30 protein-coding genes are annotated in these 26,211 nt (G+C 64.6%); 23 read left to right on the top strand and 7 right to left on the bottom strand.

The window, feature by feature from the left end; genetic code table 11:
- Window positions 1–18: 18 nt before the first annotated feature.
- From ABB29_RS04495 to ABB29_RS04470, 6 genes are all read left to right on the top strand, one after another.
- Window positions 19–1,194 carry a flagellin gene (locus tag ABB29_RS04495; RefSeq protein WP_057657410.1) on the top strand — a complete coding sequence of 392 codons (1,176 nt, stop codon included), beginning with the start codon at window positions 19–21 and terminating at the stop codon, window positions 1,192–1,194.
- Between the two features lie 797 nt (window positions 1,195–1,991).
- Window positions 1,992–3,353, top strand: a complete 1,362-nt coding sequence (gene fliD / locus ABB29_RS04490; RefSeq protein WP_057657409.1) for a flagellar filament capping protein FliD — start codon at window positions 1,992–1,994, stop codon at window positions 3,351–3,353.
- Window positions 3,354–3,458: 105 nt separating this feature from the next.
- Entirely contained in the window at window positions 3,459–3,875 is a 417-nt protein-coding gene (fliS, locus tag ABB29_RS04485) for a flagellar export chaperone FliS (RefSeq protein WP_057657408.1), read from the top strand.
- Window positions 3,872–4,213: a hypothetical protein gene (locus ABB29_RS04480; protein WP_057657407.1), complete on the top strand. Its 342-nt coding sequence runs from the start codon at window positions 3,872–3,874 to the stop codon at window positions 4,211–4,213. Before fliS ends, ABB29_RS04480 begins: the two co-directional genes overlap by 4 nt.
- Complete coding sequence (locus tag ABB29_RS04475; protein WP_057657406.1) at window positions 4,210–4,788, top strand: PilZ domain-containing protein; 579 nt, start codon at window positions 4,210–4,212, stop codon at window positions 4,786–4,788. Before ABB29_RS04480 ends, ABB29_RS04475 begins: the two co-directional genes overlap by 4 nt.
- Before the next feature lie 169 nt (window positions 4,789–4,957).
- Window positions 4,958–5,593, top strand: coding sequence for a response regulator (locus ABB29_RS04470; RefSeq protein ID WP_057657405.1), 636 nt, complete (start codon window positions 4,958–4,960; stop codon window positions 5,591–5,593).
- 32 nt (window positions 5,594–5,625) lie between these two features.
- Here the strand turns inward: ABB29_RS04470 and ABB29_RS04465 are convergent, their stop codons facing one another.
- The 5 genes from ABB29_RS04465 to ABB29_RS04445 form a co-directional block, all read right to left on the bottom strand.
- Window positions 5,626–6,138: a hypothetical protein gene (locus ABB29_RS04465; protein ID WP_057657404.1), complete on the bottom strand. Its 513-nt coding sequence runs from the start codon at window positions 6,136–6,138 to the stop codon at window positions 5,626–5,628.
- Window positions 6,139–6,156: 18 nt separating this feature from the next.
- Complete coding sequence (locus tag ABB29_RS04460; protein WP_057657403.1) at window positions 6,157–6,879, bottom strand: XVIPCD domain-containing protein; 723 nt, start codon at window positions 6,877–6,879, stop codon at window positions 6,157–6,159.
- On the bottom strand, window positions 6,861–8,081 hold the full coding sequence (locus ABB29_RS16545) for a hypothetical protein (RefSeq protein ID WP_211260674.1): 1,221 nt from the start codon (window positions 8,079–8,081) through the stop codon (window positions 6,861–6,863). Before ABB29_RS16545 ends, ABB29_RS04460 begins: the two co-directional genes overlap by 19 nt.
- 26 nt (window positions 8,082–8,107) lie before the next feature.
- The gene (locus ABB29_RS16295; RefSeq protein WP_157062490.1) at window positions 8,108–8,737 is read right to left on the bottom strand and encodes a hypothetical protein; all 630 of its coding nucleotides are present in this window, start codon (window positions 8,735–8,737) and stop codon (window positions 8,108–8,110) included.
- Window positions 8,738–9,049: 312 nt separating this feature from the next.
- On the bottom strand, window positions 9,050–9,700 hold the full coding sequence (locus ABB29_RS04445) for a hypothetical protein (RefSeq protein WP_157062489.1): 651 nt from the start codon (window positions 9,698–9,700) through the stop codon (window positions 9,050–9,052).
- 589 nt (window positions 9,701–10,289) lie between these two features.
- On the opposite strand from ABB29_RS04445, the gene rpoN reads away from it, so the two are divergent.
- The 17 genes from rpoN (at window position 10,290) to fliR (ending at window position 25,113) form a co-directional block, all read left to right on the top strand.
- Window positions 10,290–11,720, top strand: coding sequence for an RNA polymerase factor sigma-54 (rpoN, locus tag ABB29_RS04440; protein WP_057657401.1), 1,431 nt, complete (start codon window positions 10,290–10,292; stop codon window positions 11,718–11,720).
- 33 nt (window positions 11,721–11,753) lie between these two features.
- A complete protein-coding gene (locus ABB29_RS04435; protein ID WP_057657400.1) occupies window positions 11,754–12,134 on the top strand; it encodes a response regulator in 381 nt (126 codons plus the stop codon).
- Window positions 12,131–13,678, top strand: a complete 1,548-nt coding sequence (locus tag ABB29_RS04430) for a sigma-54 dependent transcriptional regulator (protein WP_057657399.1) — start codon at window positions 12,131–12,133, stop codon at window positions 13,676–13,678. The genes ABB29_RS04435 and ABB29_RS04430 overlap by 4 nt, the downstream gene beginning before the upstream one ends.
- Before the next feature lie 72 nt (window positions 13,679–13,750).
- Window positions 13,751–14,113 (top strand): flagellar hook-basal body complex protein FliE, encoded by a 363-nt coding sequence (gene fliE, locus ABB29_RS04425; protein WP_057657398.1) that lies wholly within the window; start codon window positions 13,751–13,753, stop codon window positions 14,111–14,113.
- A gap of 104 nt (window positions 14,114–14,217) precedes the next feature.
- Window positions 14,218–15,891, top strand: a complete 1,674-nt coding sequence (fliF, locus tag ABB29_RS04420) for a flagellar basal-body MS-ring/collar protein FliF (protein WP_057657397.1) — start codon at window positions 14,218–14,220, stop codon at window positions 15,889–15,891.
- A complete protein-coding gene (fliG, locus tag ABB29_RS04415) occupies window positions 15,884–16,891 on the top strand; it encodes a flagellar motor switch protein FliG (protein ID WP_057657396.1) in 1,008 nt (335 codons plus the stop codon). The genes fliF and fliG overlap by 8 nt, the downstream gene beginning before the upstream one ends.
- A complete protein-coding gene (locus ABB29_RS04410; protein WP_057657395.1) occupies window positions 16,888–17,517 on the top strand; it encodes a FliH/SctL family protein in 630 nt (209 codons plus the stop codon). The genes fliG and ABB29_RS04410 overlap by 4 nt, the downstream gene beginning before the upstream one ends.
- Complete coding sequence (gene fliI, locus ABB29_RS04405) at window positions 17,514–18,920, top strand: flagellar protein export ATPase FliI (RefSeq protein ID WP_057657394.1); 1,407 nt, start codon at window positions 17,514–17,516, stop codon at window positions 18,918–18,920. Before ABB29_RS04410 ends, fliI begins: the two co-directional genes overlap by 4 nt.
- A complete protein-coding gene (gene fliJ / locus ABB29_RS04400) occupies window positions 18,898–19,356 on the top strand; it encodes a flagellar export protein FliJ (RefSeq protein WP_057657393.1) in 459 nt (152 codons plus the stop codon). Before fliI ends, fliJ begins: the two co-directional genes overlap by 23 nt.
- 5 nt (window positions 19,357–19,361) lie before the next feature.
- The gene (locus ABB29_RS04395; protein WP_057657392.1) at window positions 19,362–20,543 is read left to right on the top strand and encodes a flagellar hook-length control protein FliK; all 1,182 of its coding nucleotides are present in this window, start codon (window positions 19,362–19,364) and stop codon (window positions 20,541–20,543) included.
- A 301-nt stretch (window positions 20,544–20,844) separates the two neighbouring features.
- Window positions 20,845–21,366, top strand: coding sequence for a flagellar basal body-associated FliL family protein (locus tag ABB29_RS04390; protein WP_057657391.1), 522 nt, complete (start codon window positions 20,845–20,847; stop codon window positions 21,364–21,366).
- A gap of 13 nt (window positions 21,367–21,379) precedes the next feature.
- Window positions 21,380–22,420 carry a flagellar motor switch protein FliM gene (gene fliM, locus ABB29_RS04385; RefSeq protein WP_057657390.1) on the top strand — a complete coding sequence of 347 codons (1,041 nt, stop codon included), beginning with the start codon at window positions 21,380–21,382 and terminating at the stop codon, window positions 22,418–22,420.
- Window positions 22,417–22,752, top strand: coding sequence for a flagellar motor switch protein FliN (gene fliN, locus ABB29_RS04380; protein WP_057657389.1), 336 nt, complete (start codon window positions 22,417–22,419; stop codon window positions 22,750–22,752). Before fliM ends, fliN begins: the two co-directional genes overlap by 4 nt.
- Before the next feature lie 3 nt (window positions 22,753–22,755).
- Entirely contained in the window at window positions 22,756–23,169 is a 414-nt protein-coding gene (fliO, locus tag ABB29_RS04375) for a flagellar biosynthetic protein FliO (protein ID WP_057657388.1), read from the top strand.
- A gap of 1 nt (window position 23,170) precedes the next feature.
- Window positions 23,171–24,031: a flagellar type III secretion system pore protein FliP gene (gene fliP / locus ABB29_RS04370; RefSeq protein ID WP_057657387.1), complete on the top strand. Its 861-nt coding sequence runs from the start codon at window positions 23,171–23,173 to the stop codon at window positions 24,029–24,031.
- 4 nt (window positions 24,032–24,035) lie between these two features.
- On the top strand, window positions 24,036–24,305 hold the full coding sequence (locus ABB29_RS04365) for a flagellar biosynthetic protein FliQ (protein ID WP_057657386.1): 270 nt from the start codon (window positions 24,036–24,038) through the stop codon (window positions 24,303–24,305).
- Between the two features lie 13 nt (window positions 24,306–24,318).
- Window positions 24,319–25,113: a flagellar biosynthetic protein FliR gene (gene fliR / locus ABB29_RS04360; RefSeq protein ID WP_057657385.1), complete on the top strand. Its 795-nt coding sequence runs from the start codon at window positions 24,319–24,321 to the stop codon at window positions 25,111–25,113.
- A gap of 202 nt (window positions 25,114–25,315) precedes the next feature.
- On the opposite strand, the gene ABB29_RS04355 is transcribed toward fliR, so the two are convergent.
- Window positions 25,316–25,669: a hypothetical protein gene (locus ABB29_RS04355; protein WP_057657384.1), complete on the bottom strand. Its 354-nt coding sequence runs from the start codon at window positions 25,667–25,669 to the stop codon at window positions 25,316–25,318.
- A gap of 128 nt (window positions 25,670–25,797) precedes the next feature.
- Complete coding sequence (locus tag ABB29_RS16290; RefSeq protein ID WP_157062488.1) at window positions 25,798–26,193, bottom strand: hypothetical protein; 396 nt, start codon at window positions 26,191–26,193, stop codon at window positions 25,798–25,800.
- Window positions 26,194–26,211 lie beyond the last annotated feature (18 nt).

Raw genomic sequence — 26,211 nt, 5'->3', positions numbered from 1 at the left:
GCCCAAGGAATCATTTTCATGGCACAGGTAATCAACACCAACACCATGTCGTTGAATGCTCAGCGCAACCTGAGCACCAGCGGCGCCTCGCTGGCCACCACCATCCAGCGCCTGTCCTCCGGCCTGCGCATCAACAGTGCCAAGGACGACGCCGCCGGCCTGGCCATCTCCGAGCGCTTCAGCACCCAGATCCGCGGCCTCGACGTCGCCGTACGCAACGCCAACGACGGTATTTCGCTGGCCCAGGTCGCCGAAGGTTCGCTGACCGAAATCGGCAACAACCTGCAGCGCATCCGTGAGCTGTCGGTGCAGTCGGCCAACGCCACCAACTCGTCTTCCGACCGCGCCGCGCTGAACGCCGAAGTCAAGCAGCTGACTTCTGAAATCGACCGCGTCGCCAAGCAGTCCGACTTCAACGGCACCAAGCTGCTGGATGGTTCGTTCTCCAGCCAGTTGTTCCAGGTGGGCGCCAATGCCGGCCAGGCGATTGCCATCGACAAGGTGGTCGACGCCAAAGCCAATGCACTGGGCGGCGCCCAGTTCGCCAGCGGCACCATCGCCAAGGTCACCGGCGTTGACGACACCGACGTGGCCATCGGCGCCTTCACCATCACCGGTGCCAGCGGCGTCGCGGTCAGCTTCGACGCACTGGATGTGGCCAGCGTCGGCGATGCCGGTGAGAACGAAGTCGCCGCCGGCAAGGCGCTGGCCTCGCACATCAACGCCAAGCTGGGCGAAACCGGCGTCTACGCCGAAGCCGATGACACCGGCGCCGTCACCCTGACCTCGGTCAAGGACAGCGTCGACAGCGACGGTGCCTTCCAGGCCATCGCCTCCACCGCAACCGGCTTTACCGCCTCGGCTGCTGCGGCCAGCAAGGAATACGCCAGCGATCTCGACATCTCCACCGTCAAGGGCGCACAGCAGGCCCTGGAAATCGTCGACAAGGCCCTGACCTCGGTCAACAGCGCCCGCGCCGACCTCGGTGCCATCCAGAACCGCTTCACCTCGGTCGTTGCCAACCTGCAGTCGAGCTCGGAAAACCTGGCCGCCTCGCGCAGCCGCATCCGTGACACCGACTTCGCCAAGGAAACCGCTGAACTGACCCGCACCCAGATCCTGCAGCAGGCCGGTACGGCGATGCTGGCCCAGGCCAACCAGGTGCCGCAGAACGTGCTGAGCCTGCTCCGCTAAGCCCAGCCACCCGGTAAACCCCAGGGTGTCCGCCTTCAGGCCACCCTGGTTGCAGGATGCCGCTCCTTTTTCTGTCACATCCCGGGCGGATTCGTCTCCCTCCGTTTGGCAGGCTTCAAGCCCCTTTCCTGGTGAAAGGGGCTTTTTTTATGCGTATGGAAGTCGCAGCGAACAAAACCCGTAGCAATGGACAGCGCACCCTTCCTGCTTGCAACCTGCCGCGTGGTGGGGACCTTGAATGACCCGAAGCGTCCACTGGCTTTTGAGGTTCTGCTCGCGCCGTCAGCCATGGAAGGTGGGCGAACAACCGAATTGGACCGGCCAGCCTTTCCTAGACATCCAGGCACCAACCAGAAAACGTAAGCAGACGGGCATGTCATCGCATCCTTGTTGCAAGCATGGCATCAGTGCCAGCGACCACGGCAGTATTGCGTGGTGATGTGTTCGGCTTCAACAGCTTGACTGCTTGGCACCACCACCAGTGCGACATGTCACTCCGGCCCATCGGGATGCCGCCGCGGATAGCGGCACTGGGCCAGTGGCACAAATCCTGCATCCATTGTTTCGCAGTCCGCGTTGCTGGCGGCCGGCCGGCATGGCGGTGGCGGGAGACGCAGCGGCGTGGGCGGCACTCGCCAGGTTGTGCCGGCGGGCAAAACAAAAAGCAGGTCGCGGGCGGGCTAAAGATAGCCTGCCCGCGGCCGTTATCTTGTGGACCGCGGGCGTACTGTCCTGGACAGCACCGGCAACTGGCCGGCACCCGCACCTCCCACACGGGAGCAACGAGGAGAGCGGGCGTGGCGGATTACTCACTGGGATACGGCGGCATTGGATCAGGGCTGGACATCACCGGCATGGTCGAACAGCTGGTGGCCGCGGATCGGGCGCCGGCCGACAATCGCCTCAACCGGGTTGAAAACGCCGCCAAATTCAAGATTTCCGCACTGGGCACGGTCAGCTCGGCCTTCAACAACCTGCAGACCGCGCTGAAGGCGATGACCGGCGCCGACGCCTTTGACGCGCGCAGCGTCAAATCCTCGACGGATACCACCCTGACCGCGACAGCCGGCAAGAGCACGCCGACCGGCACCTACAACATCGAGGTGCTGTCACTGGCAACCGCCAACAAGTGGCTGGCCGACAGCCCGGTGGCGACCAGCCAGACATTCGCCGCAGGCAAGCTGAGTGTGCAGGTAGGCGATACCACCCTGGACGTGGACGTGCCCGCCGGGGCGACGCTGGCCGACATCCGCAGCGCGATCAACCAGGCTGGCGCCGGCAAGGGGGTGCAGGCCAGCATCGTCAGCGCCAATGAGGGACAGTTCCTGTCGCTGTCGGCGGACAAGACCGGCGCCGACAACAGCGTGTCACTGGCGTTTGCCGAAGGCGGCAGCGATCTGCAGGACCTGGTTGCCAGCATGCAGGAGCGGGTCCAGGCCAAGGATGCGCGGGTTTCGATCGACGGCCTGGAAATCACTGCCAGCAACAACACCTTGACCGACGCGGTGCCGGGGCTGAGCCTGGTACTGAAAAGCGAAGGCAGCAGCACGGTCACGGTATCGGGCGATGTCGCCGCCAGCCGCAAGCTGGTGCAGGATTTCGTCACCGCCTACAACGCCGCGCTGGCCGCTATCGGTACCGCGACCGCCTACGATGCCGAGAACGACGCGCCGTCCGCGCTCACCGGCGATGCGCAGATGCGCGGTGCCTCGGGCCAGTTGCGCGGGATGCTCGGCAACCTGCTCGGCGATCTGGCCGCGCAAGGGCTGGACGCGAAGACCCTGGGTCTGCAGACCAAGGGCTACCCATCTTCCGACGGCAGCCTGGTCCTGGATACCGCCAAGTTCGATGCGGCGATGGCCAAGGACCCGGATCGCATCCGCGCCGCGTTCACCGGCGACAGTGGCTTTGCCAACACTCTGCTGGATACCGTCAAGGGCTACATCGGTACCGACGGCGCGTTCACCCGCCGCACCGCGACCCTCAATCTGCAGGTCAAGGACGTCGCCACCCAGCGCACCGCACTGGATGCGCGGATGGAAGCCGTCGGCAACCGCTACAAGGCGCAGTTCGTGGCGCTGGACAGCATGATTTCGCAGATGAACAGCACCAGCTCGTATCTTTCCCAACAATTGGCCTCACTGGCCGCGCAGATCTGATCATGGCCCACACGCAGATGCCCGGCATGCACCGTCACCACGTGGACACGGCCGCCACGCCGCGCACGCGTGGCGTGCCCGCCCGCGACGACAGGAGTTAAAGGCATGTCACCTCATTCGTACGCCGCCGAATACCGCAACACCGGCTTGAACAGCGCGGTGATGGAAGCCGACCCGCACAAGCTGGTGGCGTTGCTGCTGGCCGGTGCCTGCGAACGCATCCGCCTGGCCCAGGCCTGCGTGGCGCGTGGCGATCTGGCACGCAAGGGCAAGGCGATCGGCGAAGTCTGCGCGATCCTGGGCCATCTGAATGGTTCGCTGGACCATGAAGCCGGTGGCGACATCGCCGGCAGTCTGTCATCGCTGTACGACTACCTGCAGGCGCGCCTGACCGAAGCCAACTTGCACAACGACGAGTCCGCGCTGCGGGAGTCGCTGGAACTGCTGGGCGAAATCGAATCGGCCTGGAATGCGATCCCGGCCCACCAGCGGCAACGGCCTTCAGTCGGAGCCAGCGCATGACGAACCTGCCTGCATCCGCCATCGACAGCGACATCGGCAACGACCTGCAAACGCTGCATGCGCAGTTGCAGGCGATGCAGGCGCCGTTGGCCAATGGCGATCTGGACGGCGCGCAATGGCTGTTGTCGCGCCACGATCAGGATCTGCGCCAGTTCCTGGCCAGTCCTTCGCGGACTGGCGGTTGCCAGGCGCAATTGCGTGCGTTGCTGGCTGCCCAGCAGACCATGCTGCAGACGATGACCGCCCTGCGTGATCGCGCTGCCGAACAGATGCGCCAGCTGCAACAATCCGGACGCGCTGCTCGGAGCTATGCCCGCATGGGCGGGGAGCGCGCATGAGCCGTTCGGTCGCCCATCTTCCGCACCCCGCCGAAGCCAGCCTCTTCGGCGATGCCCTGACCTGCGACGCGGTGCTGCCGGCCAGCTTCCAGCGCGGGGCGCGTGTGCTGATGCAACAGGCTTCCGAAACCCTGCTGCTGGGACTGGCGGTGGCCGAGGACACCCGCGGCGAGGACCCGGACGAGCGCGGCGAGCTGCCGCTGGCGGTGCAGCGCCTGGACGCGAAACTGGATCTGGTGCTGGGCCTGCTCGGACGACTGGCCGGTCGCCTCGAGAACCCGCTGCCACCCTGCCCGCTGCGCTGGTCGCATCGCGGCCTGCGGCTGGACCTGGAACAGCCGGTTGACGTTGCCACTGGCGATACCGGCGTAGTGCGACTGGCACCGGTCAGCTGGATCAACGACAGCATCGAGTTGCCGGTGACGGTACTGGACCAGCAGCACAGTGAAAGCGGCCAGCACCTGTGGTTGCGCACCGGGGCGCTGGAACCGGGCTATGCGGAAGCACTGGAGCGTCACCTGTTCCGCATGCATCGCCGGCAGATTGCCGAGGCCCGGCGCGCCAGCGGCGGCTGACGCAGGGCTGTTCAGACCACGATATGCGACCGGTGACGGATTTCCGGCATCGCAACCGCGATAAATGTGACAGACGTCGTCAATTCCAATACCATCCGCGCCGGTGGCGTTGGCGGGGCGGGTTCCGACCGCTAATGTGACTTCCCTCTGTTGCGGTTGATCTGTCCAAGTGCGCGTCCTGATTGTTGATGACCATACCCTGGTGCGGGCCGGCATCGCCCGGCTGCTCGAATCAGTGGCGGACGTCGACGTCGTCGCCGAGGCCTCCACCGCCCAGCAGGCCATCGACCTGGCCAACATCCATCGTCCGGATCTGATCCTGCTGGATCTGTCGCTGCCTGATCGCAATGGCCTGGACCTGTTGGCGCCACTGAAGCAGGCGCTGCCGGCGGTGCGCATCGTGATCATGTCGATGCACAACGACCCTGATCAGATCCGCAGCGCGCTGGATCGTGGCTGCGATGGTTTCGTGGTCAAGGAAGCCGCACCGATGGAACTGGAACTGGCCCTGCGCGCGGCACAGGCCGGCCAGGTGTTCCTGAGCCCGCAGGTGTCGGCCAAGATGCTCGCGCCCATGCTCAACCGCCAGCGCCGGCCCACCGGCATCGATGCCTTGTCGCCTCGCCAGCGCCAGATCCTGCACAAGCTCGGCGGCGGCCTGAGCAGCAAGGAAATCGCCGCCCTGCTCGGTATCAGCGTCAAGACCGTGGAAACCCACCGCGCACGCATGATGGAAGCGCTCGGCTGCCGGCGCGCCAATGACCTGCTGTTGCTGGCCGCCCGCCACCACAACGAACTGGCCTGAGCGCCGCTTGCTACTGGCCCGGCAGCTGCTGCCTAGTCGGCGGGTCTGCCATCAACCAGCACGTATTCCTTGCCGTTGCTCTTCCAGGTTGGCGTGTTCTTGTCGATGGCAATGCAGGCGCGACCACCACAGGAGGTGATCCGCACATGCTGCGACGCCTGCTGGACTTCCGCCGACACCTGCGCGGCATCGGCGCGGGCCTGTGCCTCTTCCAGCCGCTGCAGCTGCTGGTCCACCAGCAACCATGCGCCGATATAGAACAACACAAAGCCGGCGGCTACCGTCACCAGACCCCACCAGGTCTTGCCGATGACCGGACGCAGTGCGGCTTCGGTCCTGTCCTGCTGCTCGGCAAACAATTGCACCATGGCCTGCCTGAAATGGCCTTCTTCAACCTGGCGCTGCTTGACCCACTCCAGTTGCGTGGCCTGCAGCTGCCGAACGCTCTCGGCAAACTGCTCGGCTTGCCGCATCTGCTGGTCACTACCCTCCGCCAGCCGTGATACCGCCAGCATCAGCTGGCGCAGTACATCCGTGTCGTGCATGGAAACTCCTTTGAAAACCTACAGCGACCTACCGCGCTGTTGTTGCCGTTGCTCTTCAAGCAAGGCCTGCTGCGCCTGTTGCGCCGCCTCCTCGCCCAGTTGCCGCATGCTGTGCTGCAACGGTTGTTCTGCCGCCTGCTGCGGGTCCGCGGCCGCGCCATAGCGGTTCGCGTAATGGTTGTGCGGATGCTGGAAAACCGGCTGCACGCCGTTCTCGCCCGCAAACAGTGCGTTTATGCGTGGCAAGCCGGCGCGTTGCGCTTGCAGTGCCAGCGCCCCAGCCAGATTCTCGCGCTGTTCATGCATCCAGAACTGGCCCGGTTGTGCGTCCAACTGCTGCAGCGCCTGTTGGTATAGCGGTGTGTCGCGGGCCTGCGCCCGCCATGGCTGCTGGCGGTCCTGTTCGGCGTGGGCCGCGGCCAGTCCTGTTTCCCACTGCCACTGTCCTTCGGCCGAAGCGGCAAACTCGTTCTCCACTTTGCGTGCGGCGGCAAGGTCACCCGTCTGCAGGGCGCGCAGCCAGCGGTCGACCACCGCGTCGCCGGTGGCGGTCAACGGCGGGGCGGCAGTAATCGGTACGTACTGGTGGTCATGTCCCTGGCTGGCATCCTGGGTGTGGTGAAAGTGTCCGCTCCGGGCTGGCGTGTGGCTGCTGTCCAGATACGGCCGCGGCGCCCTGCTCTTCCCCAGGTCCAGTCCTTCCATCTCCAGCAGGTCTTCCTTCAAGCCGATGCCAGCCATGTCGATGACGATCTGTGGCTTGGCCCCTGCTTGACGCAGGTTGGCCCGATTCTCGGCGGCCAATACCTGCTCCAGCGCCCAGGTGCCGTAATAGTTGGGATAGTCGGCGCTGGCCTGGGGACGTGTTCACCCAATCCCACCGCACGCTCACCGGGTTTTGCATGCAATGGCGACGGCCGGTCGAAATAGTGTTTGCCCATCGCCGCAATATTGGCTGGCGTCATGGATAGGCTGCCATCGGGATTGAAGGTAAAGCCGGGTTGGATGGTAATGGTTTGTGTAGTTCGGTCGATGCCAGCGACATCCAAGGTTCTGCTGCTTTTTGCATCCATCATTAGTTCCAATCCAGGCTTGCCTGGATTCCGCTGTTGCTCACGGCTGAGCAAGGCATTCCAGCCTGCGATATTAGCGCTTGCCTCATCCTCGCGGCTGGCTTGCAGATAGGCCTTCAACTCAGCGGTATAGTCATGCATACCATCCGGTGCCTTGGCCTGCCTGCTGATGTCACGCAGAAAGTTCCGGGTTGCCTCGGCCTTTGCGGCATTGTTCAAACCATGCTGGATTTCATGACCCAAGACCCAGGTCATGTCTTTTTCATCGTAGCGCCCCTGCGGCTGAGCCGGCGAGTTGGTTTGCAGCCCTAGTACCGGCAGATTGATGCCCTTGGGCGTGCCGTCATGGGTGACGCCATCATAGGTCGCGCCAGCGGCCATTCGATTGTCCAGCAGACTGAAATGCTGCACCTCCTCGCGACGGACGGCGGTCTTGAGCTGGTTGGCTAGCTCCGGTGATCCGTTAAAGCTTGTCTGTAGATTGCCGAGCATGTCCTGGCTGACGGTCTGTGACTGTCCCTTCGCATCGATATAGGTCTTATCTGCGAAGGCGACCGACATCGCCTGTATGCCGACAACCGCCTTGAGGTCGGCGCTGGCAGTTCCAACAACGGGCTGAAAGCTGGCCAGTGGCAGCGTGACCACGCCGGTAGCCTTGTCGTAGCCGCCGATCAGGTTCGGCTTGCCGCCTGCTGTTTCCAGCGCGAAACCCCTGAGTTGGCCGTTAGTTGCCTGCTGGTTGAGCTGGCTCAACCGGTCAGAATCGGCGTTGAGCGCATCGCGCAGTTGTGCCGCCTGTTCGGCGCTGGTGCCGGGTTGTGCGGCAAAGTATGCCAATGCGGCTTCGAGCTGGGGATTGGGATTGGCCATGCGGGGCTCTCCTTGCCGAGTCAACGTCAGTTCAATGTTCCGATGGATTTGACGCATAACAGCCCCGGCTCGCCCGGCACGATGTTCTGCAGAACGACGGAAAGCGTGATATCGCTTTTGTAAAATCGCCAATCTATCAGGTTGCCGATTTCGCCATAAATTGGCACATCGCGATAACCTATTGCCGTTAGCGCATCCCGGTAATGTTCGAAGTCCAATACGCAGAGTGAGGCCGGCATCGGATTCGACTCGAACTCTGCTGGAAACGGCTTGCCGAAAGACAGACCTACGCCCCGCATTGAGGAGGGCGAAGGCTCAAGGTAATCCACCGAAAAGTACCAGTCATCCTCCAGCAATTGGCTATAGGCATAGAAATCATTAGATCGACTCTCATAGTTTCTAAGTGATAGCCCCATGACATCCTTGATACGCTCCAGACTCAAGTCATCGCGCGACTCCAGCCCTTCAATCAGCTTCAGAAATCGTTTGCCGACCTCTTCCGCGCTGAGCTGCGGATTGGCTGAAGTGGCATCAGTTGAATGTGTCATGGCGGCGGCCTCCCTGCCGGGCGCGGAATCGGATGCTGGACCGGCGTGAGCGCAGCCGAGCAGACTGAGTGCCGAAATGACCGCCAGCCCCAACGAAAAGCGATGCATGGAAACTCCTTTTCACCGTATGAAATCCGTAGCAATCGACCTGCAGTATCTGCATCGAGCAACGACGATGCAACTGTGACCATCATGATGCTGGTCAGCAGACAGCCTTGCAAAGACAACGCGATGGAGTGATGCCTTGCATTGGATGGCGGCATTCCGATTGAGCTGCGCGGCTTCCTCCGGCTCGGCACCGATCGAATTAGGTAATTACGCCGCTTGTTCGGAGGCAGCACCGGGCTCTGCGGCAACGCATGCCGATGCCGCTTCGAATTGGGGATTCGAGTTGCTCATGCCTATATTCTCCTTGGCAAATCAGCGTCCGTTCAACATGTCGATGGATTTAACGCACAGGGTTCCCGGCTCACCTGGCACGATGTTCTGCAGGATGATGGAAAGCGTAAAGTCAACTGCGTCACTATTGAATTTTGTATATTCCCAGCTGCGCAATCGACCAATCTCATCGCATACCGGCTCAGCATAAAGCCCCATTGCCTTCAGCGCATTGTGGTAATACTCGAAGTCCAATACGCAGAGTGAGGCGGGCATCGGATTCGGCTCGAACTCTGCCGGAAATGGCTTACCGAAAGACAGACCTACGCCCCGCATTGAGGAGGGCGAGGGTTCAAGGTAATCCACCGAAAAGTACCAGTCATCCTCCAGCAATTGGCTATAGGCATAGAAATCATCAGATCGACTCTCATAGTTTCTAAGTGATAGCCCCATGACATCCCTGATGCGCTCCAGACTCAAGTCATCGCGCGACTCCAGCCCTTCAATCAGCTTCAGAAATCGCTTGCCGACCTGCTCCGCGCTGAGCTGAGGACTGGCTGATGTGGCATCCGTTGAATGTGCCATGGCGGCGGTCTCCCTGCCAGGCGCGGAATCGGATGCTGGGCCGGCATGAGCACAGCCGAGCAGGCTGAGCGCCAGAATGACCGGTAATGTCGAACGAAAACGATGCATCGGAACTCCTTTTCACTGCCAGTAAATCCGTGTATTTCGACCCCGAGTATCTTTCTCCAACGCTGACCCCGAAACTGTGATTGTTGCGCGCCTGGCAATGACGCCGATACCGTTATGGCTCAGTGATGCGCGGCCACCTTCAACGCACGGCCAGAAGCGGAGCTTGCACAACCAGATAAAGCTACGTCGATGGCAATGAGCCAATGAGCAGGCTTTGGTACCACGGTGGCGCTCGGCAGGAATGCAGGTTCAAGGCCGCAGTGCTGTTGAAACTGGTGCGTCAACGCTTTGTCGCGCGTAGCCGCGTTCTCAAGCCAGTGTTGGCCCGTCACTTGCCTGGCCCAGCCGACGAACGGTCTGTCGGGGCCGGCGCCAACCTTACGGCGCCAAGCCCTTGTCACGTGGCCTTGCGGGTTGAGCAAACGCCGTCGCTGTCGGTAAATCCCCTACACGCCTGTCGGGAACACTCTCAGTTGCAGCGGAATCGCCCTGATTCTTTTCTTGGCGCCCTCGCCTCACAGTGACTCATCACAGGATGTTCACGGCCAGCGCCGCGGGCATCAGGGGTTTCCACCGGGGCAATGAGTAGATGAAAACGGGGATGAGTGCCCAGCTCGGGCAACAACTTAATCTGACGCCGCAGCTGCTGCAATCGATCCGCCTGCTGCAACTGGATGGTCTGCAGCTGGAGCTGGAAGTGCGCCGCATGCTGGACATCAATCCGCTGCTGGAGCTGGAGGAAACCGCGTTCGAGGCCGCCGCGCAGGAACCCGATGCCAGTGCCGACCGCGACGCCGCCAGCTGCGAAGTGGCCGCGTTCGACGAGCTGAAGGAGTCGTCGCTGTGGGACGTGCGTGGCGCCAGCTGGAATGGCGAAGACGACGACCGCCTGCAGCGGATCGAGGCCGGCGAGTCCAGCGACCCGCATGTGCGCGTGCTGCAACGGCTGGCGCTGGAAATGGACGCGCCGCAACTGGCGGTGGTGGCGTTCTGGCTGGAGCAGCTGGATGACGCCGGTTATCTGACCGATGCCGTCTCGACCCTGGCCACCACCGCCAGCGAACGCTTCCAGATCAGCGTCGAGCAGGCGCTGGCGCTGCGGCAACGGCTGCTGCATGGCGACTTTCCCGGCCTGGCCGCGAGCGATCTGGCTGAATGCCTGGCCGTGCAGCTGCAACTGCTGCCCGGCCGGGTGCCGGCACGCAGCGTCGCCGCCAACATCATCGCGCATTGCCTGCCGCTGCTGGCCAGCCATGACTACGCCGGCATCGCCAACCGGCTGCGGCTGGAGGTCGAACAGGTACGCGAAGGCGTGCGCCTGATCCTGTCGCTGCAACCACGGCCGGGCGAGTTGCTGCAGGCCAGTGCGCCCGCGTACATCGTTCCCGACGTTGTCGCCTGGCATGCGGACTACGCCTGGCGGGTGGCGCTGAATCCAGCGACCACACCGCGGGTATCGGTATCGCCAGCCAACGAACGCCTGCTGGAGCAGGCCGCGCCCGGCGAAGGCACCAGCAGGCTGCGTGACCTGTTGCAGGAAGCGCGCTGGCTGACCCGTGGCCTGTCGATGCGCTACGACACCCTGCTGCGCACCGCCCGCGCCATCGTCGAGCGCCAGGCCGGTTTCCTGACCCATGGCGAGGAAGCCATGGCGCCACTGACGCTGAAGGAAATCGCCGATGAAATCGGCATGCACGAATCGACGATCTCGCGCATCACCACTGGCAAGTACATCCAGACCCCGCGCGGCACCTTCGAGCTGAAGCGCTTTTTCGCGGTCCGCCTGGAAGGCGCCAACGTCTCCGGCGCGGCGGTGCGGGCGATGGTCCGGCGCCTGATTGAATCCGAGCCGCAGGGCAAACCGTTGGCCGATGACGCCATCGCCGGCCTGCTGGCGCGCCAGGGCGTGCATATCGCCCGCCGCACGGTCGCCAAGTATCGCGAGCAACTGGACATCGCACCGGCACGCGAACGCCGCCGCGGCCGCGGTAACGTATTGCCTCTTGCCAAAGCTGGCTGAGCAATCGACATGATCACACCGACAGGCGCCCCGATGGACCGACTCAAAGTATTGCTGGTGGACGACCACGACGGCTTCATCAATGCCGCCATCCGCCACCTGCGCAAGCATCCGTGGCTGGACATCATCGGCCGCGCCAACAACGGTCTGCAGGCCATTGAACGATCCGAAGCACTGCGCCCGCACGTGGTGCTGATGGACCTGGCGATGCCGGAAATGGGTGGACTGCAGGCCACTCGCCTGATCAAGACCCAGGACAACCCGCCGTTCGTGGTCATCGCCAGCCATTTCGACGACGCCGAGCATCGCGAACATGCGTTGCGGGCCGGCGCCGACGATTTCGTCAGCAAGCTTTCCTACATCCAGGAAGTCTTGCCCATCCTTGAAAAACTGAAAGAAAGCCATCTGTCATGAGCGAATCGCGAATCCTGGTTGTCGATGCCAATCCCGCGCGTGCCGAGCGCATGGTGGGGTTGCTGGAATTCATGGACCTGACCCCGCGCTGGGTCGCCAGTCCGGCCGACGTCGACCTGTCGCGGCAACATCCGCGCGACTGGATGGCGGTGATGGTTGGCAGCCTCGATGACAAGACCGCCGCCGACGCGCTGTTCGCGTGGCTGGGACGTGCCAGCCTGCCGCCACCGGTGATGCTGCTGGAAGGCGACGCGGCCACGTTTGCCAGCGACCACCAGTTGCACGAAGCCGGCGTCTGGCCGCTGGAAAGCCCGCTGCGCCACGCGCAACTGGAAGCCTGTCTGCGTCGCGCCAGCCTCAAGCGCCTGGACAGCGAACACCAGGGCGCCTCGGTCGACAGCCACGGTCCGACCGGCAGCGGCGCAGCGGTCAGCCGCCTGCGCAGGCTGATCGACCAGGTCGCCGCCTTCGACACCACGGTGCTGGTACTGGGAGAATCGGGGACCGGCAAGGAAGTGGCCGCGCGCGCCATCCACGCGCAGTCGCCGCGCCGTGACGGGCCATTTGTCGCCATCAACTGTGGTGCGATTCCGGCCGACCTGCTGGAGAGCGAACTGTTCGGCCACGAGAAAGGAGCGTTCACCGGGGCGCTGAGTGCGCGCAAGGGACGCTTCGAAATGGCCGAAGGCGGCACCCTGTTGCTGGACGAAATCGGCGACATGAGCCTGCCGATGCAGGTCAAGCTGCTGCGCGTGTTGCAGGAGCGCAGCTTCGAGCGCGTCGGCGGTGGCCAGACCATCCGCTGCAACGTGCGGGTGATCGCCGCGACCCACCGCAACCTGGAAGACCGGATCGCCGATGGCCAGTTCCGCGAGGATCTGTTCTATCGCATCAATGTGTTCCCGATTGAAATGCCAGCCCTGCGCGAGCGCAGCGAAGACCTGCCGCAACTGGTCACCACGATTGCCGCACAGATGGCCCGTACCGGCCGTGGCGAAGTGCGCTTCGCCAGCGACGCGTTGCTGGCGCTGGCGCAGTATCCGTGGCCGGGCAACGTGCGCGAGCTGACCAATCTGGTCGAGCGGATGGCGGTGCTGCACCCCGGTGGGCTGGTGCGTGCACACGACCTGCCACGGCGCTACCAGCCGCAGGACGGCAGCCTGCCGGCACTGGCCGCGCAACCGGCAAACGCGCCGGCGCTGCAGGCAGACGATGCCGCTGCAGCCACCGCCAACGCGCTGGCCGACGCTGCGGCGACCACCGTGCGCAGCGAACCCGTCCTCGAAGCGCATCCGGGCGCCGTCACTAGCGGCCCGGCCGTCATCGATGCGCCGGCCGCCATCCAGCGCCTGCCCGAAGAAGGCCTGGATCTGCGCGAGCACATCGCCCGCATCGAGGTCGATCTGATCCGCGATGCACTGGAACGCGCCGGTGGCGTGGTCGCCCATGCCGCGCAACTGCTGGGCCTGCGCCGGACCACGCTGGTGGAGAAACTGCGCAAGTACGGGGTCGAACGCGAAGAGGCACTGGCGACGGAAAGCTGACGGCGGCAGCCAGGCGATTGCGGCACGGGTCTTGCAACCATCACTTGAAGACACACCGCCAGCCAACTGCCCATGTCCGACGCCGTTTCTTCCATTCTTTCGCAGATACGCAGCTACCAGAGCCAACTGGCCACGCCCGCGCTGCCGCCGCTGGGCAAGGAACTGGCAGCCAATCCGTCGGCGGTGGACTTCGGCAACCCCGGCATCAAGCCGGCCAGTTTCACCGAAACCCTGCAGAGCGCGATCGAAGGCGTCAACAGCACCCAGAAGAACGCCGGGGCACTGGCCACCGCGTTCGAGCTGGGCGACCCGCGCGCCGATCTGGCGCGGGTGATGGTGGCGGCGCAGCAGTCGCAGGTCGCGTTCCGGGCGACGGTCGAAGTACGCAATCGCCTGGTCCAGGCCTACCAGGACGTGATGAACATGCCGCTTTGATCGCAACTGCCCAGTCGGCGACTACACGTACCCACCCACCCGCCTGATCCACCGCAACATCGGCAACACCGCCCTCCACGCCGTCGCGCAGGAACCGCAGCACCATGGCCATCTCGCTTTCCAAGGATTCACTCAAGCAGACGTTGAACGCCGAGAAGGCCAACGCGGCGCTGGGACGGCTGCAGGATTTGCCGGTGCTGCGGCAGCTGGGCACGCTGCTGGTGATTGCCGGCGCGGTGGCGCTGGGGCTGATGGTGTTCTTCTGGTCGCAGAAGCCCGACTACACACCGCTTTACACCGGCCTGGATGCCAAGGCCACGGCCGAAGCCACCGACCTGCTGCGCACCGCGCAGATTCCGTTCAAGCTGGATCAGTCGACCGGCGCGATTTCGGTGCCGCAGGAAAACCTGCACGACGCACGCCTCAAGCTGGCCGGGTCCGGGCTGACCGAAAGCGGCAGGCTGGGCTTCGAGATGATGGAACGCGATCCCGGTTTCGGAGTCAGCCAGTTCGTCGAGAACGCACGTTACCAGCATGCGCTGGAAACCGAGCTGGTGCGCACCATCACCACCCTGCGCCCGGTGCGCGATGCGCGCGTGCACCTGGCCATTCCCAAGCCCAGTGCCTTCACCCGCCAGCGCGATGTCGCCAGCGCCTCGGTGGTGCTGGAGCTGCGTGCCGGTGCGATGCTGGAACGCAACCAGGTCGATGCCATCATCCACCTGATCGCCTCCAGCATTCCTGATCTGGCGCCGGAACGGGTAACCGTGGTCGACCAGAGCGGGCGCATGCTCAACGTCACCGACCCGGACAGCGAATCGGCGCTCAGTGCCGCCCAGTTCGAACAGGTGCGGCGCCAGGAAACCTCATTCAATGATCGCATCCGCGAGCTGCTGGAACCGTTGACCGGGCCGGGCCGGGTCAACGCCGAAGTGACCGTCGACCTTGATTTCTCGGTCAGCGAGGAAGCGCGCGAAGTCTACGGCAATGATCCGACCAAGATCCGCAGCGAACAGGTCAGCCAGAACACTGTCAGCAAGCCCGGTCCCGAAGGTGTGCCCGGCGCCGCCAGCAACACCCCGCCCGGCCCGACCGCCGCCGCCGACCCCAACCCCGCCGCGCCGGTCGAAACCGCAAGCAGCGCAACCCGCAATTTCGAACTCGACCGCACCCTGCAGCACACCCGCCAGCCGGCCGGCCGGATCCGCCGGGTGACCGCCGCGGTACTGGTCGACCACGTGCCGCGCACCGGTGGCAACGGCAAGGTCACGCTGGTGCCACTGGATGCGGCGACACTGGCGCGGGTCGAATCGCTGGTCAAGGAAGCGGTCGGCTTCGACGCCGAACGCGGTGACTCGGTGTCGGTGATGAACGCGCCATTCGTGCGCGAGGCGGTCGACGCACCCGAGGACCTGCCGCTGTGGCAGCACCCGTTGCTGCAGAACCCGATGCTGCGCGATGTCGCCCGCTATGCGCTGGGCGCGGCGGTGGTGCTGGCGTTGCTGTTCGGGGTACTGCGCCCGGCCATCCGCCAGATCACCCAGCCGGCCGGCAGCAAACCGGCACCGCCCAGCGCCGAGCTGACCATGCTCGACGACGGCGACGAGGAACAACAGCTGATGGCCGCGCTGGCCGAGGACAGGGTTGAAACCCCGGCGCCGCGCGCATTGGCATCCGATGCCTACGAGGATCGCCTGCGACAGGCCCGCGAAGCGGTCAAGAGCGACTCCAAGCAGGTCGCGCAGGTAGTCAAGGACTGGTTGGCGACCGATGAATAACAACATCCCCGCCCTCACCGGCGTGCAACGCGCCGCGGTCCTGCTGCTGTCGCTGGGCGAACAGGACGCGGCCGAAGTGCTCAAGCACATGAATGCCAAAGAGGTGCAGAAGCTCGGCATCGCCATGGCCACCATCAGCGGCATCAGCCGCGACCAGGTATTGCAGGTGATGGACAGCTTCGGCCAGTCGCTGGACAAGCAGACCTCGCTCGGCATGGGCGCCGACGACTACGTCCGCAACGTGCTGGTGCAGGCGCTGGGTGAAGACAAGGCCGGCAGCCTGATCGACCGCATCCTGCTGGGCCGCAACACCACCGGCCTGGATTCGCTGAAGTGGATGGACCCGCGCGCGATCGCCGACCTGGTCCGCAACGAGCATCCGCAGATCATCGCCATCGTGCTCGCCCACCTGGACAGTGACCAGGCCGCCGACGTGCTCAAGATCCTGCCCGAGCGCGCGCGCGCCGACGTGCTGCTGCGGATCGCCACCCTCGACGGCATCCCGCCGAATGCACTGAACGAGCTCAACGAGATCATGGAGCGCCAGTTCGCAGGCAACCAGAACCTGAAGTCGTCGAACATCGGCGGGGTCAAGGTCGCCGCCAACATCCTCAATTTCATGGACTCCGGCCAGGACCAGATCATCCTTGGCGGCATCGCCCAGATCGATGCCGACCTCGGCACCCGCATCCAGGACCTGATGTTCGTCTTCGACAACCTGATCGATCTGGAAGACCGCGAACTGCAGACCCTGCTGCGCGAAGTCGCCAACGATCGTCTGAGCCTGGCGCTGCGCGGCGCCGACCCCAAGGTGCGCGAGAAGATCACCCGCAACATGTCGCAGCGCGCCGCCCAGATCCTGGTCGAGGACATGGAAGCGCGTGGCCCGGTACGGCTGTCGGATGTCGAATCGGCGCAGAAAGAGATCCTCGCCATCGTCCGCCGGCTGGCCGACCAGGGCGCGATCGCGCTGGGTAGCAACAGCGAGGAACTGGTATGAACGAGGCAATCCGCTGGCTGGCCCCGGCACTGGATTTTGGCGCCGCCAACGAGCCACTGGCCGAAGAACTGCCACCGCTGCGGCCGCCCAGCGTCGAGGAGATCCAGGCGATCGAACGCGCCGCCCACGAAGAAGGCCTTTCCCGCGGCTACGCCGAGGGACATGCCGAAGGCCTGGCCCAGGGCCAGACCGAAGTCCGCCGCCTGGCCGCGCAGATGGAAGGCATCCTCGACAACTTCTCGCGTCCGCTGGACCGGCTCGAGAACGAAGTCGTCGCCGCCCTGTCGGAACTGGCCGTGCGCATCGCCGGCAGCCTGGTCGGCCGCGCCTACCAGGCCGACCCGATGCTGTTGTCGGAACTGACCAGCGAAGCGCTGGATGCGGTCGGCGCCAGCAATCGCGAAGTGGAAGTACGCCTGCATCCGGACGACATCGCCGCACTGACACCGGTGTTGTCGCTGATGCCCGGCACCCGCCTGACCGCGGATCTGTCATTGAGCCGCGGTGACCTGCGCGTGCATGCCGAGAGCGTGCGCATCGACGGCACGCTGGAGGCACGCCTGCGCGGTGCACTGGACAATGTACTCAACCGCAACGTAGTCAATCGCAGCGCGGTGCTGCCATGAGCGCACAACCACTGGAGTGGCTGGACGCACGCGACCTGCGGCTGGCCGCGCGGCTGTCCAGCATCCAGCCGGAACCGAATGGCCGTGGCCTGATCCGCGAAGGCATCCTGCGTCGTGCGGTCGGCCTGACCCTGGAAGCCATCGGCTGCGAAGCACCGCTCGGCGCCACCTGCAAGGTCGAAGTGGTCGACGGTGGCTGGGTCGATGCCGAAGTGGTCGGCTTTTCCGGCGAACGCACCTACCTGATGCCAAGCGCGGAAATGCATGGCCTGCTGCCGAACGCGCGGGTGGTGCCGCAGCGCCGTCGTGGTGGCGTGCAGGTCGGCGAAGGCCTGCTGGGCCGGGTCATCGACAGCGACGGCGTGCCGCTGGACGGACGTGGCCCGATCCGCGCCGAGACCAGCGTCAGCCTGGCCGGCGCTTCGATCAATCCGCTGTCGCGGGAACCGATTACCCGGCCCCTCGATGTCGGCGTGCGTGCGATCAACGCACTGCTGCCGATTGGCCGTGGCCAGCGCGTCGGCCTGTTCGCCGGCTCCGGCGTCGGCAAGTCGACCCTGCTTGGCATGATGACCCGCTACACCGCCGCCGACGTGATCGTGGTCGGCCTGATTGGCGAACGTGGCCGTGAAGTGCGCGACTTCGTCGAAACCACGCTCGGTGCGGCCGGCATGGAGCGCGCGGTGGTGGTCGCCAGCCCCGCCGATCGGCCGCCGCTTGCACGCCTGCAGGGCGCCTACCGCGCCACCGCGATTGCCGAGTGGTTCCGCGATCAGGGCCTGAACGTGTTGCTGCTGATGGATTCGTTGACCCGTTTTGCCCAGGCCCAGCGCGAAATCGGCCTGTCGGTGGGCGAGCCGCCGACCACCCGCGGTTATCCGCCATCGGTATTCGCGCGACTGCCGGCGCTGGTCGAACGCGCCGGCAACGGCGCCGCCGGACGTGGTTCAATCACCGCGTTTTACACCGTGCTGACCGAAGGCGACGATCCGCAGGATCCGATTGCCGATGCGGCCCGCGCGATCCTGGACGGCCACATCCTGCTGTCGCGGCGGGTGGCCGACAGCGGCCTGTATCCGGCCATCGACGTCGAGTCATCGGTCAGCCGCGTGGTCACCGACATTGCCGATGAAACCTGGCGTGATCGCATCCGCAAACTGAAGCGACTGCTGTCGGCCTACAACAGCAACCGCGACCTGATTGCGATCGGCGCCTACCAGCGCGGCAGCGATCCGCTGGTCGATGAAGCGCTGGCACGCTGGCCGGAGATCGTCGAGTTCCTCGGCCAGGACGTGGCCCGCGCGGCGGACCTGGACGACAGTCGCCAGGCCCTTGAACAACTGGTCGAGCGCCCAACGCAACAACGCAAGGACATCATCAATGATGCAATCCCGCCGAATTGATCCGCTGCTGCGCCGTGCGCAGGAAACCGAAGACGCCGTGGCCCGCGAACTGGCCGAGCGCCAGCAGGCGCTGAGCGCGCATGAATCGCGGCTGGAAGAACTGCGTGGCTACATGGAGGAGTATGCCAACAGCCAGATGGCCGCCACCAGCCCGGCCCAGCTGGCCAACCGGCGTGCGTTCCTGGATCGCCTGGACAGCGCCTTGCAGCAACAGCTGCAGAACGTCGACCGCAGCCGCGCCAATGTCGATATCCAGCGTGACCGGCTGTTGCTGGCCAGCCGTGACAAGCAGGTGCTCGAACAGCTCGCCGCCAGCTACCGGGTGCAGGAACACCAGGTCATCGAGCGCCGCCAGCAACGTGAGATGGACGATCTCGGCGCGCGCCGCAGCCGCCTGGCGATGCTGGCCGCGCAGGAAGAGGACGGCAACGCGTGAGTCCGATGCTGGCCAGTGTGTCGATGGGCGCCAGTACGCCTGTCGGCCGTGATGGCGGGGGCGCTGCCGGCCGTGGCGAGGATGCGCAGGGCGACGCGTTCTCGAAGGCATTGCAGGCCAGCGCTGGCACGACTGGCAACGACGACAAACCGATGCCGGTATCGCGCGGAAGACCGGCGACGGAAGCCGCCGGCGACCATGCCGACGCCGCCAACGCAGGTACTTGCGCAACGACCAGCCCGCCGCGGCAACAGCGCAGCCACGACAACGACACTGACCCGGCCGACAGCGAGGAAAAGGATGCGGTCGCCATCGCACCGCTGCTGCCGTGGTGGTTGCCGGCAGCGACGCTGCCCGCGGCCGATGGCCTTGCAGGTGCAGCCACCGCGATCGCGTCCGCGTTGCCGGCAACCGCGTTGACCACCGGCCTGGATGTGGCGCAACTGCCGGCTGCCGCCGGCGACACCGGCCTGCTGCCATCCGTGGCCAATGGGTCGACCGCCGCCCCGCTGCATGCCAACGTCGCGGAGGCCGGCAATGGCCCTGCCGCAATGACCACCACCGCCCTGCCCGCTCTGGCTGCCGCCATCCCGCCGCCGGTGGAAGGCAACGGGTTGATGCAGGGCTTCAAGGCGATGCTCGATAAACTGCAGGTCGCGACCGACACCGGGCCGGCCACGCCGGCACCATTCGCCATCGCCAGCGGCCAGCCACATGGCAACCTGCTGCCGTCCACCGCTACCGTCAACCCGGCGCAGTTGCCGACCCCGCACCTGCACAGCGAGCAGTTCGGCGACGCCATCGGCACCCAGTTGAGCTGGCTGGCCGAGCAGAAAATCGGCCACGCCCACATCCGCATCACCCCGCACGATCTGGGCCCGGTAGAAGTACAGCTGAAACTGGACGGCGACCGCGTGCACGCCGAATTCAGCAGCGCCCAGCCAGACGTCCGGCAAGCGCTGGAAAGCAGCCTGCCGCGCCTGCGCGACATGCTTGGCCAGCATGGCTTCCAGCTCACCCACGCCGATGTCGGCCACGGTCGTCACGGCGGCCAGGCCGCCAGCCAGGGCAGCAGCGGCCAGCGCGGCAATCACCGCGGTGACGGTTCACCGGCGTCCGATGCGACCACCGCAGCCATCGACAGCCCACGCCTGCGCAGCAACCGCCTGCTCGACGCCTACGCCTGAGCTTTGCATGACGCCTTATCCCTACCCCGACACTGCCGCGTAAACACAGCAGGGAGTCGAGGCGGGAGCAGCGTCGAACACTGGACAGGTATCGCAGCTCTGCGCTTGCGCCCTGCCCGGGCAATTCCAGAGCGCTGCTTTTGCTCCTTCCCCCGTCCACGGGGGAAGAGCTTGCCCCGTACTTGATACGGGGCCGGGATGGGGGCGGCGGCACAGCGGATGTCAAATCCCCGTCACTGCCGGATACCGCTTCCGGCACGACGCTTGCATCTGTCACCGCGAACCTCCTGGAGACGCCCGCGTGCCTGCTGCCAAACCCGACCCCGCCCTGATCAAGCCTGCCGCCAAGTCCGGCAAGCCGTGGCTGTTGATTGCCTGCATCGTCCTGCTGGCGGCTGGCGGCGCCGGCGCGGCAGCGTGGTACTTCGCCAACCAGTCGGCGCAGCATCGCATCGAGCAGGCCGAAGCCAAGGCCAGGCAGCAGACCGCCAAGGTGCCGGCGCCGGCGCAGTACTTCGCCCTGGAGCCACCGTTCGTGGTCAACCTGTTCGGCTCGGCCTCCGGCGCCCGTTACCTGCAGATTGAAGTGCAGCTGATGACCCGTGATCCGGAAGCACTCAAGGCCATCGAACAACACGCGCCGGCGCTGCGCGCCAACCTGTTGATGCTGTTCGCGCAGCAGAACGCGGAGGATCTGGTCAGCCTGCAGGGCAAGCAGAAACTGCAGGCCACCGCGCTGCGCGACGTGCGCAAACTGATGAGCGCCGAAACCGGCAAGCCCGGCGTCGACGCATTGCTGTTCACCAGCTTCGTGATGCAGTGAGCCCGCGGCCATGATGAGCGACCTGCTGTCCCAGGACGAAATCGACGCCCTGCTGCACGGGGTGGACTCGGGCGCGATCGAAACCGAGGAACCGCCGCTCGATCCGGGCGTCGCCCGTTCCTACGATTTCGCCAGCCAGGACCGCATCGTCCGTGGTCGCCTGCCGACCCTGGAGATGATCAACGAGCGCTTCATCCGCACCTGGCGCATCGGTCTGTTCAACCTGTTGCGGCGCTCGGCAGACCTGTCGGTGCGCGGCATCGAGATGATCAAGTTCGGCGAATACCTGCACTCGCTGTACGTGCCGACCAACCTCAACCTGATCAAGCTCAAGCCCCTGCGTGGTACCGGCCTGATCGTGTTCGAGCCCAAGCTGGTCTACACCGTGGTCGACAACTTCTTCGGTGGCGATGGCCGTTATCCGGCGAAGATCGAGGGGCGCGAATTCACCCAGACCGAGATGCGGGTCATCCACCTGCTGCTCAAGCAGACCTTCGCCGACCTGGTCGATGCGTGGGCGCCGGTGATGAACGTGGAGTTCGAGTACATCAACTCCGAGGTCAACCCGCACTTCGCCAACATCGTCAGCCCGCGCGAGTACGTGGTGGTCAGCCGATTCCATGTCGAACTGGACGGCGGCGGTGGCGAGATCCACATCACCCTGCCGTACTCGATGCTGGAGCCGATCCGCGAACTGCTGGATGCCGGCATGCAGTCCGACCGCGTCGACAACGACGACAGCTTTCGCCGCAGCCTGCATCGGCAACTGCACAGCGCCGAGGTCAACGTCTCCAGCATCATCGCCGAGAAACAGATCAGCCTGCGCCAGCTGACCCGGATGAAGGTCGGCGACATCCTGCCGATCGAACTGCTCAAGCAGGTGCCGGTGTGCGTCGAGCAGGTACCGGTATTCAGCGGTGAATTCGGCATTTCCAACGGCTACAACGCCGTCAAGATCACCGCCACCCATCCGCCCGGTGCGCAGGCGGCCGCCGCCGCGCGCGCCAGCACGCAAACCCAGCCCGTCGTCGTCGCCGAGGAAACCACGTCATGACCCACACCAGCAGCCAGGCCGGCACGGCCCAGTTCGAACCATTGCAAGCCGAGTTCAATCCCGCCGACAGCGACATGAGCCTGGACGTCATCCTCGACGTGCCGGTGGTGCTGTCACTGGAAGTAGGACGCATGCGCATGCCGATCCGCAACCTGCTGCAACTCAACCAGGGTTCGGTGGTGGAACTGGAACGTGGCGCTGGCGAACCACTCGATGTCTACGTCAATGGCACCTTGATTGCGCAGGGCGAAGTGGTGGTGGTCAATGACCGCTTCGGCGTGCGTCTGACCGACGTGGTCAGCCCAAGCGAACGCATCCGCCGCCTGCGCTGAGCGATGTCCTTCATGTCCATGCCCCTCGTCGCGCTGGCCACCAGCGCCGCCGCGCCCGCCAGCGTGCAGAAGATCGGCCAGCACGCGCCCACCACGCCCGGCATCGGCGGCGCGCTGGTCGGCCTGATCCTGGTGCTGGGCCTGATCCTGGGCCTGGCCTGGCTGCTCAAGCGCATGCCGGGCAGCGGTCTGGGTCTGCGCCAGAGCGATCAGCTGCGGGTCGTCACCAGCCTGTCGGTCGGCAGCAAGGAACGTCTGCTGGTGGTCGAGGTCGGCGGCCAGCAACTGCTGCTGGGGGTCACCGCCGGCGGCATCCACAACCTGCATGCGCTGCCGCATCCGCTGGCGCCGGTGGCCGCACCACCACTTCCCAACTTCGCCGAACTGCTGGCCAAGCGCCTGCGTAAAGAGTCCTGACATGTCCCGCCCTTCCCTGCACCGCCGCCTGTCGCTGCTGCTGATGCTGTCATTGCTGGCACTGCTGCCGGCGGTCTCGCTGGCCCAGGCCAATGCCCAACCACCCACCGCGGCCAGCGCCGCGCCGGCAGCGGCGCCGGACAACGCCGGCAATACGCAAGCGGCCAGCCCGGCCAAGCCGCAATTGCCGGCGTTACCCGACGTCACCGTCGGCCAGATTGGCAACCAGTCGGTCAGCCTGCCGCTGCAGACGCTGCTGCTGATGACCGCGATCACGCTGATCCCCTCGGCGCTGCTGGCGATGACCGCCTTCACCCGCATCATCATCGTGCTGGGCCTGCTGCGGCAGGCACTGGGGACCGGCCAGACTCCGTCCAACCAGGTGCTGGTGGGACTGGCGTTGTTCCTGACCATGCTGGTGATGATGCCGGTCGGCGAGAAAGCCTGGGCCCAGGGCATGGCGCCCTACCTCGACGGCCAGATCGACTTCGCCAGCGCCTGGTCATTGACCACCGGGCCACTGCGCGACTTCATGCTGGCGCAGGTCCGCGAAACCGACCTGATGACCTTCGCCGGACTGGCCGGGCATGGCGCCTATGCCAGCGCCGCCGATATCCCGTTCCCGATCGTGGTGGCATCGTTCATCACCAGCGAGCTGAAGACCGCCTTCGAAATCGGCTTCCTGATCTTCATCCCGTTCGTGATCATCGATCTGGTGGTCGCCAGCGTGCTGATGTCGATGGGCATGATGATGCTGTCACCGATGCTGGTGTCGGCGCCGTTCAAGATACTGCTGTTCGTGCTGGTCGACGGCTGGGTGTTGATCGTCGGCTCGCTGGCCGCCAGCTTCAACGTGGTCTGAGCCGATGAGCCCCGAACTTGCCCTGACCGAACTGCGCGGCGGCCTGGAAATCGCGCTCTGGGTTGGTGGCCCGCTGCTGCTGGTGGTACTGGTGGTCGGTGTGGTGATCGGCATCATCCAGGCCGCCACCCAGCTCAACGAACCGACCATCGCCTTCGTCGCCAAGGCCATCGCGCTGACCGCGGCGTTGTTCGCCACCGGCAGCTTCCTGCTCGGCACGCTGGTCGAATACACCATCGGCCTGTTCCAGCGGCTGCCGCACATCATAGGCTGATTGCCGACCGGCCATGGATACCGCCACCCAGACCGTCATCGATGGCCAGCAGGCGTTCGCGATGATCAACGCCCTGCTGTGGACGCTGCTGCGCACCGGCGCGCTGTTGATGGCGTCACCGCTGATCGGCACCCGGGCAGTGTCGGTACGTGTGCGGGTAATCATCGCCGGTGCCTTGTCGATGGCGCTGACCCCGCTGTTGCCGCCGGCGCCGATCGACATCATCGCGCTGGATTCGATCAGCGTGCTCAACATCGCCCGCGAACTGGCGGTCGGCGCCTGCATGGGCTTCATGCTGCGGCTGGCGTTCGAAGCCGGTGCACTCGCCGGCGAACTCATTTCGCAGGGTACCGGCCTGGCCTTCGCGCAGATGTCCGACCCCCTGCGCGGGGTCAATTCCGGCGTGGTCGGGCAATGGTTCTACCTGTCGTTCGGCTTGCTGTTCTTCGCCTTCAACGGCCACCTGGCGCTGGTCTCGATGCTGCTGGACAGCTACCACGCCCTGCCGATCGGCCACGCCCTGCCGGACGTGCGCACGGTGCTGGAAATCGCCCCGACTCTGTTCGGCCAGATCCTGCGCGCCGGCGTCGGCCTGGCATTGCCGGTGATGGTGGCGATGCTGGCGGTCAACCTGGCCTTCGGCGTACTCGGCCGCGCCGCCCCGGCGCTCAACCCGATCCAGCTCGGCCTGCCCAGCGCCCTGCTGCTGGGCCTGTTCCTGCTGGCACTGCTGACCGGCGAACTGGCCGCACCGGTGCAACGGATCCTCGACACCGGCTTCGCCGCGGCGCGTGCTGTTACTGGGTGATGGACTTTACAGCCTCAGCCGGTACGGTTCCGTGGGGCAGGTCAGTCGCACACCATAACCCCGTAAATAGCAAAGCCCGCGTTGCGGGGATTGTGGGTCGGGGGTAATCAGGAAACTCAACTTCGCCCCTGATTTTCCGGGTTCTGGGCCATCGTGTGGGTGATGCCGTTGAAGAGCCCCGGGTGCGCTGCGCTTACCCGGGCTACGCTAGCTTACCCGGGCTACGCTGGCTGTTGGCCAGGTTGCCTTGCGCGTCGTATTCCAGACCGATGACCGTGGCACCAGTTCCGTGGTCCGTGATGTTGACCAGGCGGTTGCGGGAATCGTAGTAATAACCGTAGTTCCGCTTCTTGCTGCCTCCGCCGACCTGCATGCTCAACAGGTTGTCCAACTTGTCATAGCCATAGCTGGCGGCGCCGAACATGCTGGACGTGGTCTGGGTCAGACGGTTGAGCTTGTCGTAACGCATGCTGCGGGTCTGACGGCCATCGCCAAAGTCGACGATGAAGCTGACGTTGACGTTGCCAACCTTGTCATAGCGGTAGTCCAGGTCCATGGTTTTGTTGCTGTCACTGCTGCGCGCCGGCAGTTGCAGCGCATTCTAGGTCATCGTGTGTGTGATGCCGTTGAAGAGCCCCGGGGTGCGCTGCGCTTAGCTGGGCTACGCTGGCTACGCCGGCTGTTTTAATTACGCTTAACAATACTTATCTCTCTCGCAAGACACGCGATTTCCGCCCCTTGCGACGGCTCAATGTAACAAACTGCCAAACTCCCATTTATCGCCTTCGACAGATAGTCTCGAATTGACGATTCATTTAAATATACCCCCCCCTCACTATCTTTTACGGACCAAGAAATTATGTAGTCCATGTCTTCCTTTGACATTTTATCGTATGTAGAAACTATAGCTCTCGATACGATATTTTTCTGCTGCATGTCAACCACCCTTAATACAACAACATCAACAGCTTTCAACTCATGCTTAATACCATCAACACCTTCAAACATAATCGTGATACTGCTTCCTCCATCATCCAGGCATATCGACACAACGCTTGAGTCATGCAGTTTCAAAATCACCTACCTCCAATTCCGTAA

Source organism: Pseudoxanthomonas dokdonensis (assembly GCF_001431405.1).
In the GTDB taxonomy this organism is placed as follows: domain Bacteria; phylum Pseudomonadota; class Gammaproteobacteria; order Xanthomonadales; family Xanthomonadaceae; genus Pseudoxanthomonas_A; species Pseudoxanthomonas_A dokdonensis.
This window is presented reverse-complemented; position numbering and strand designations above follow the sequence as displayed.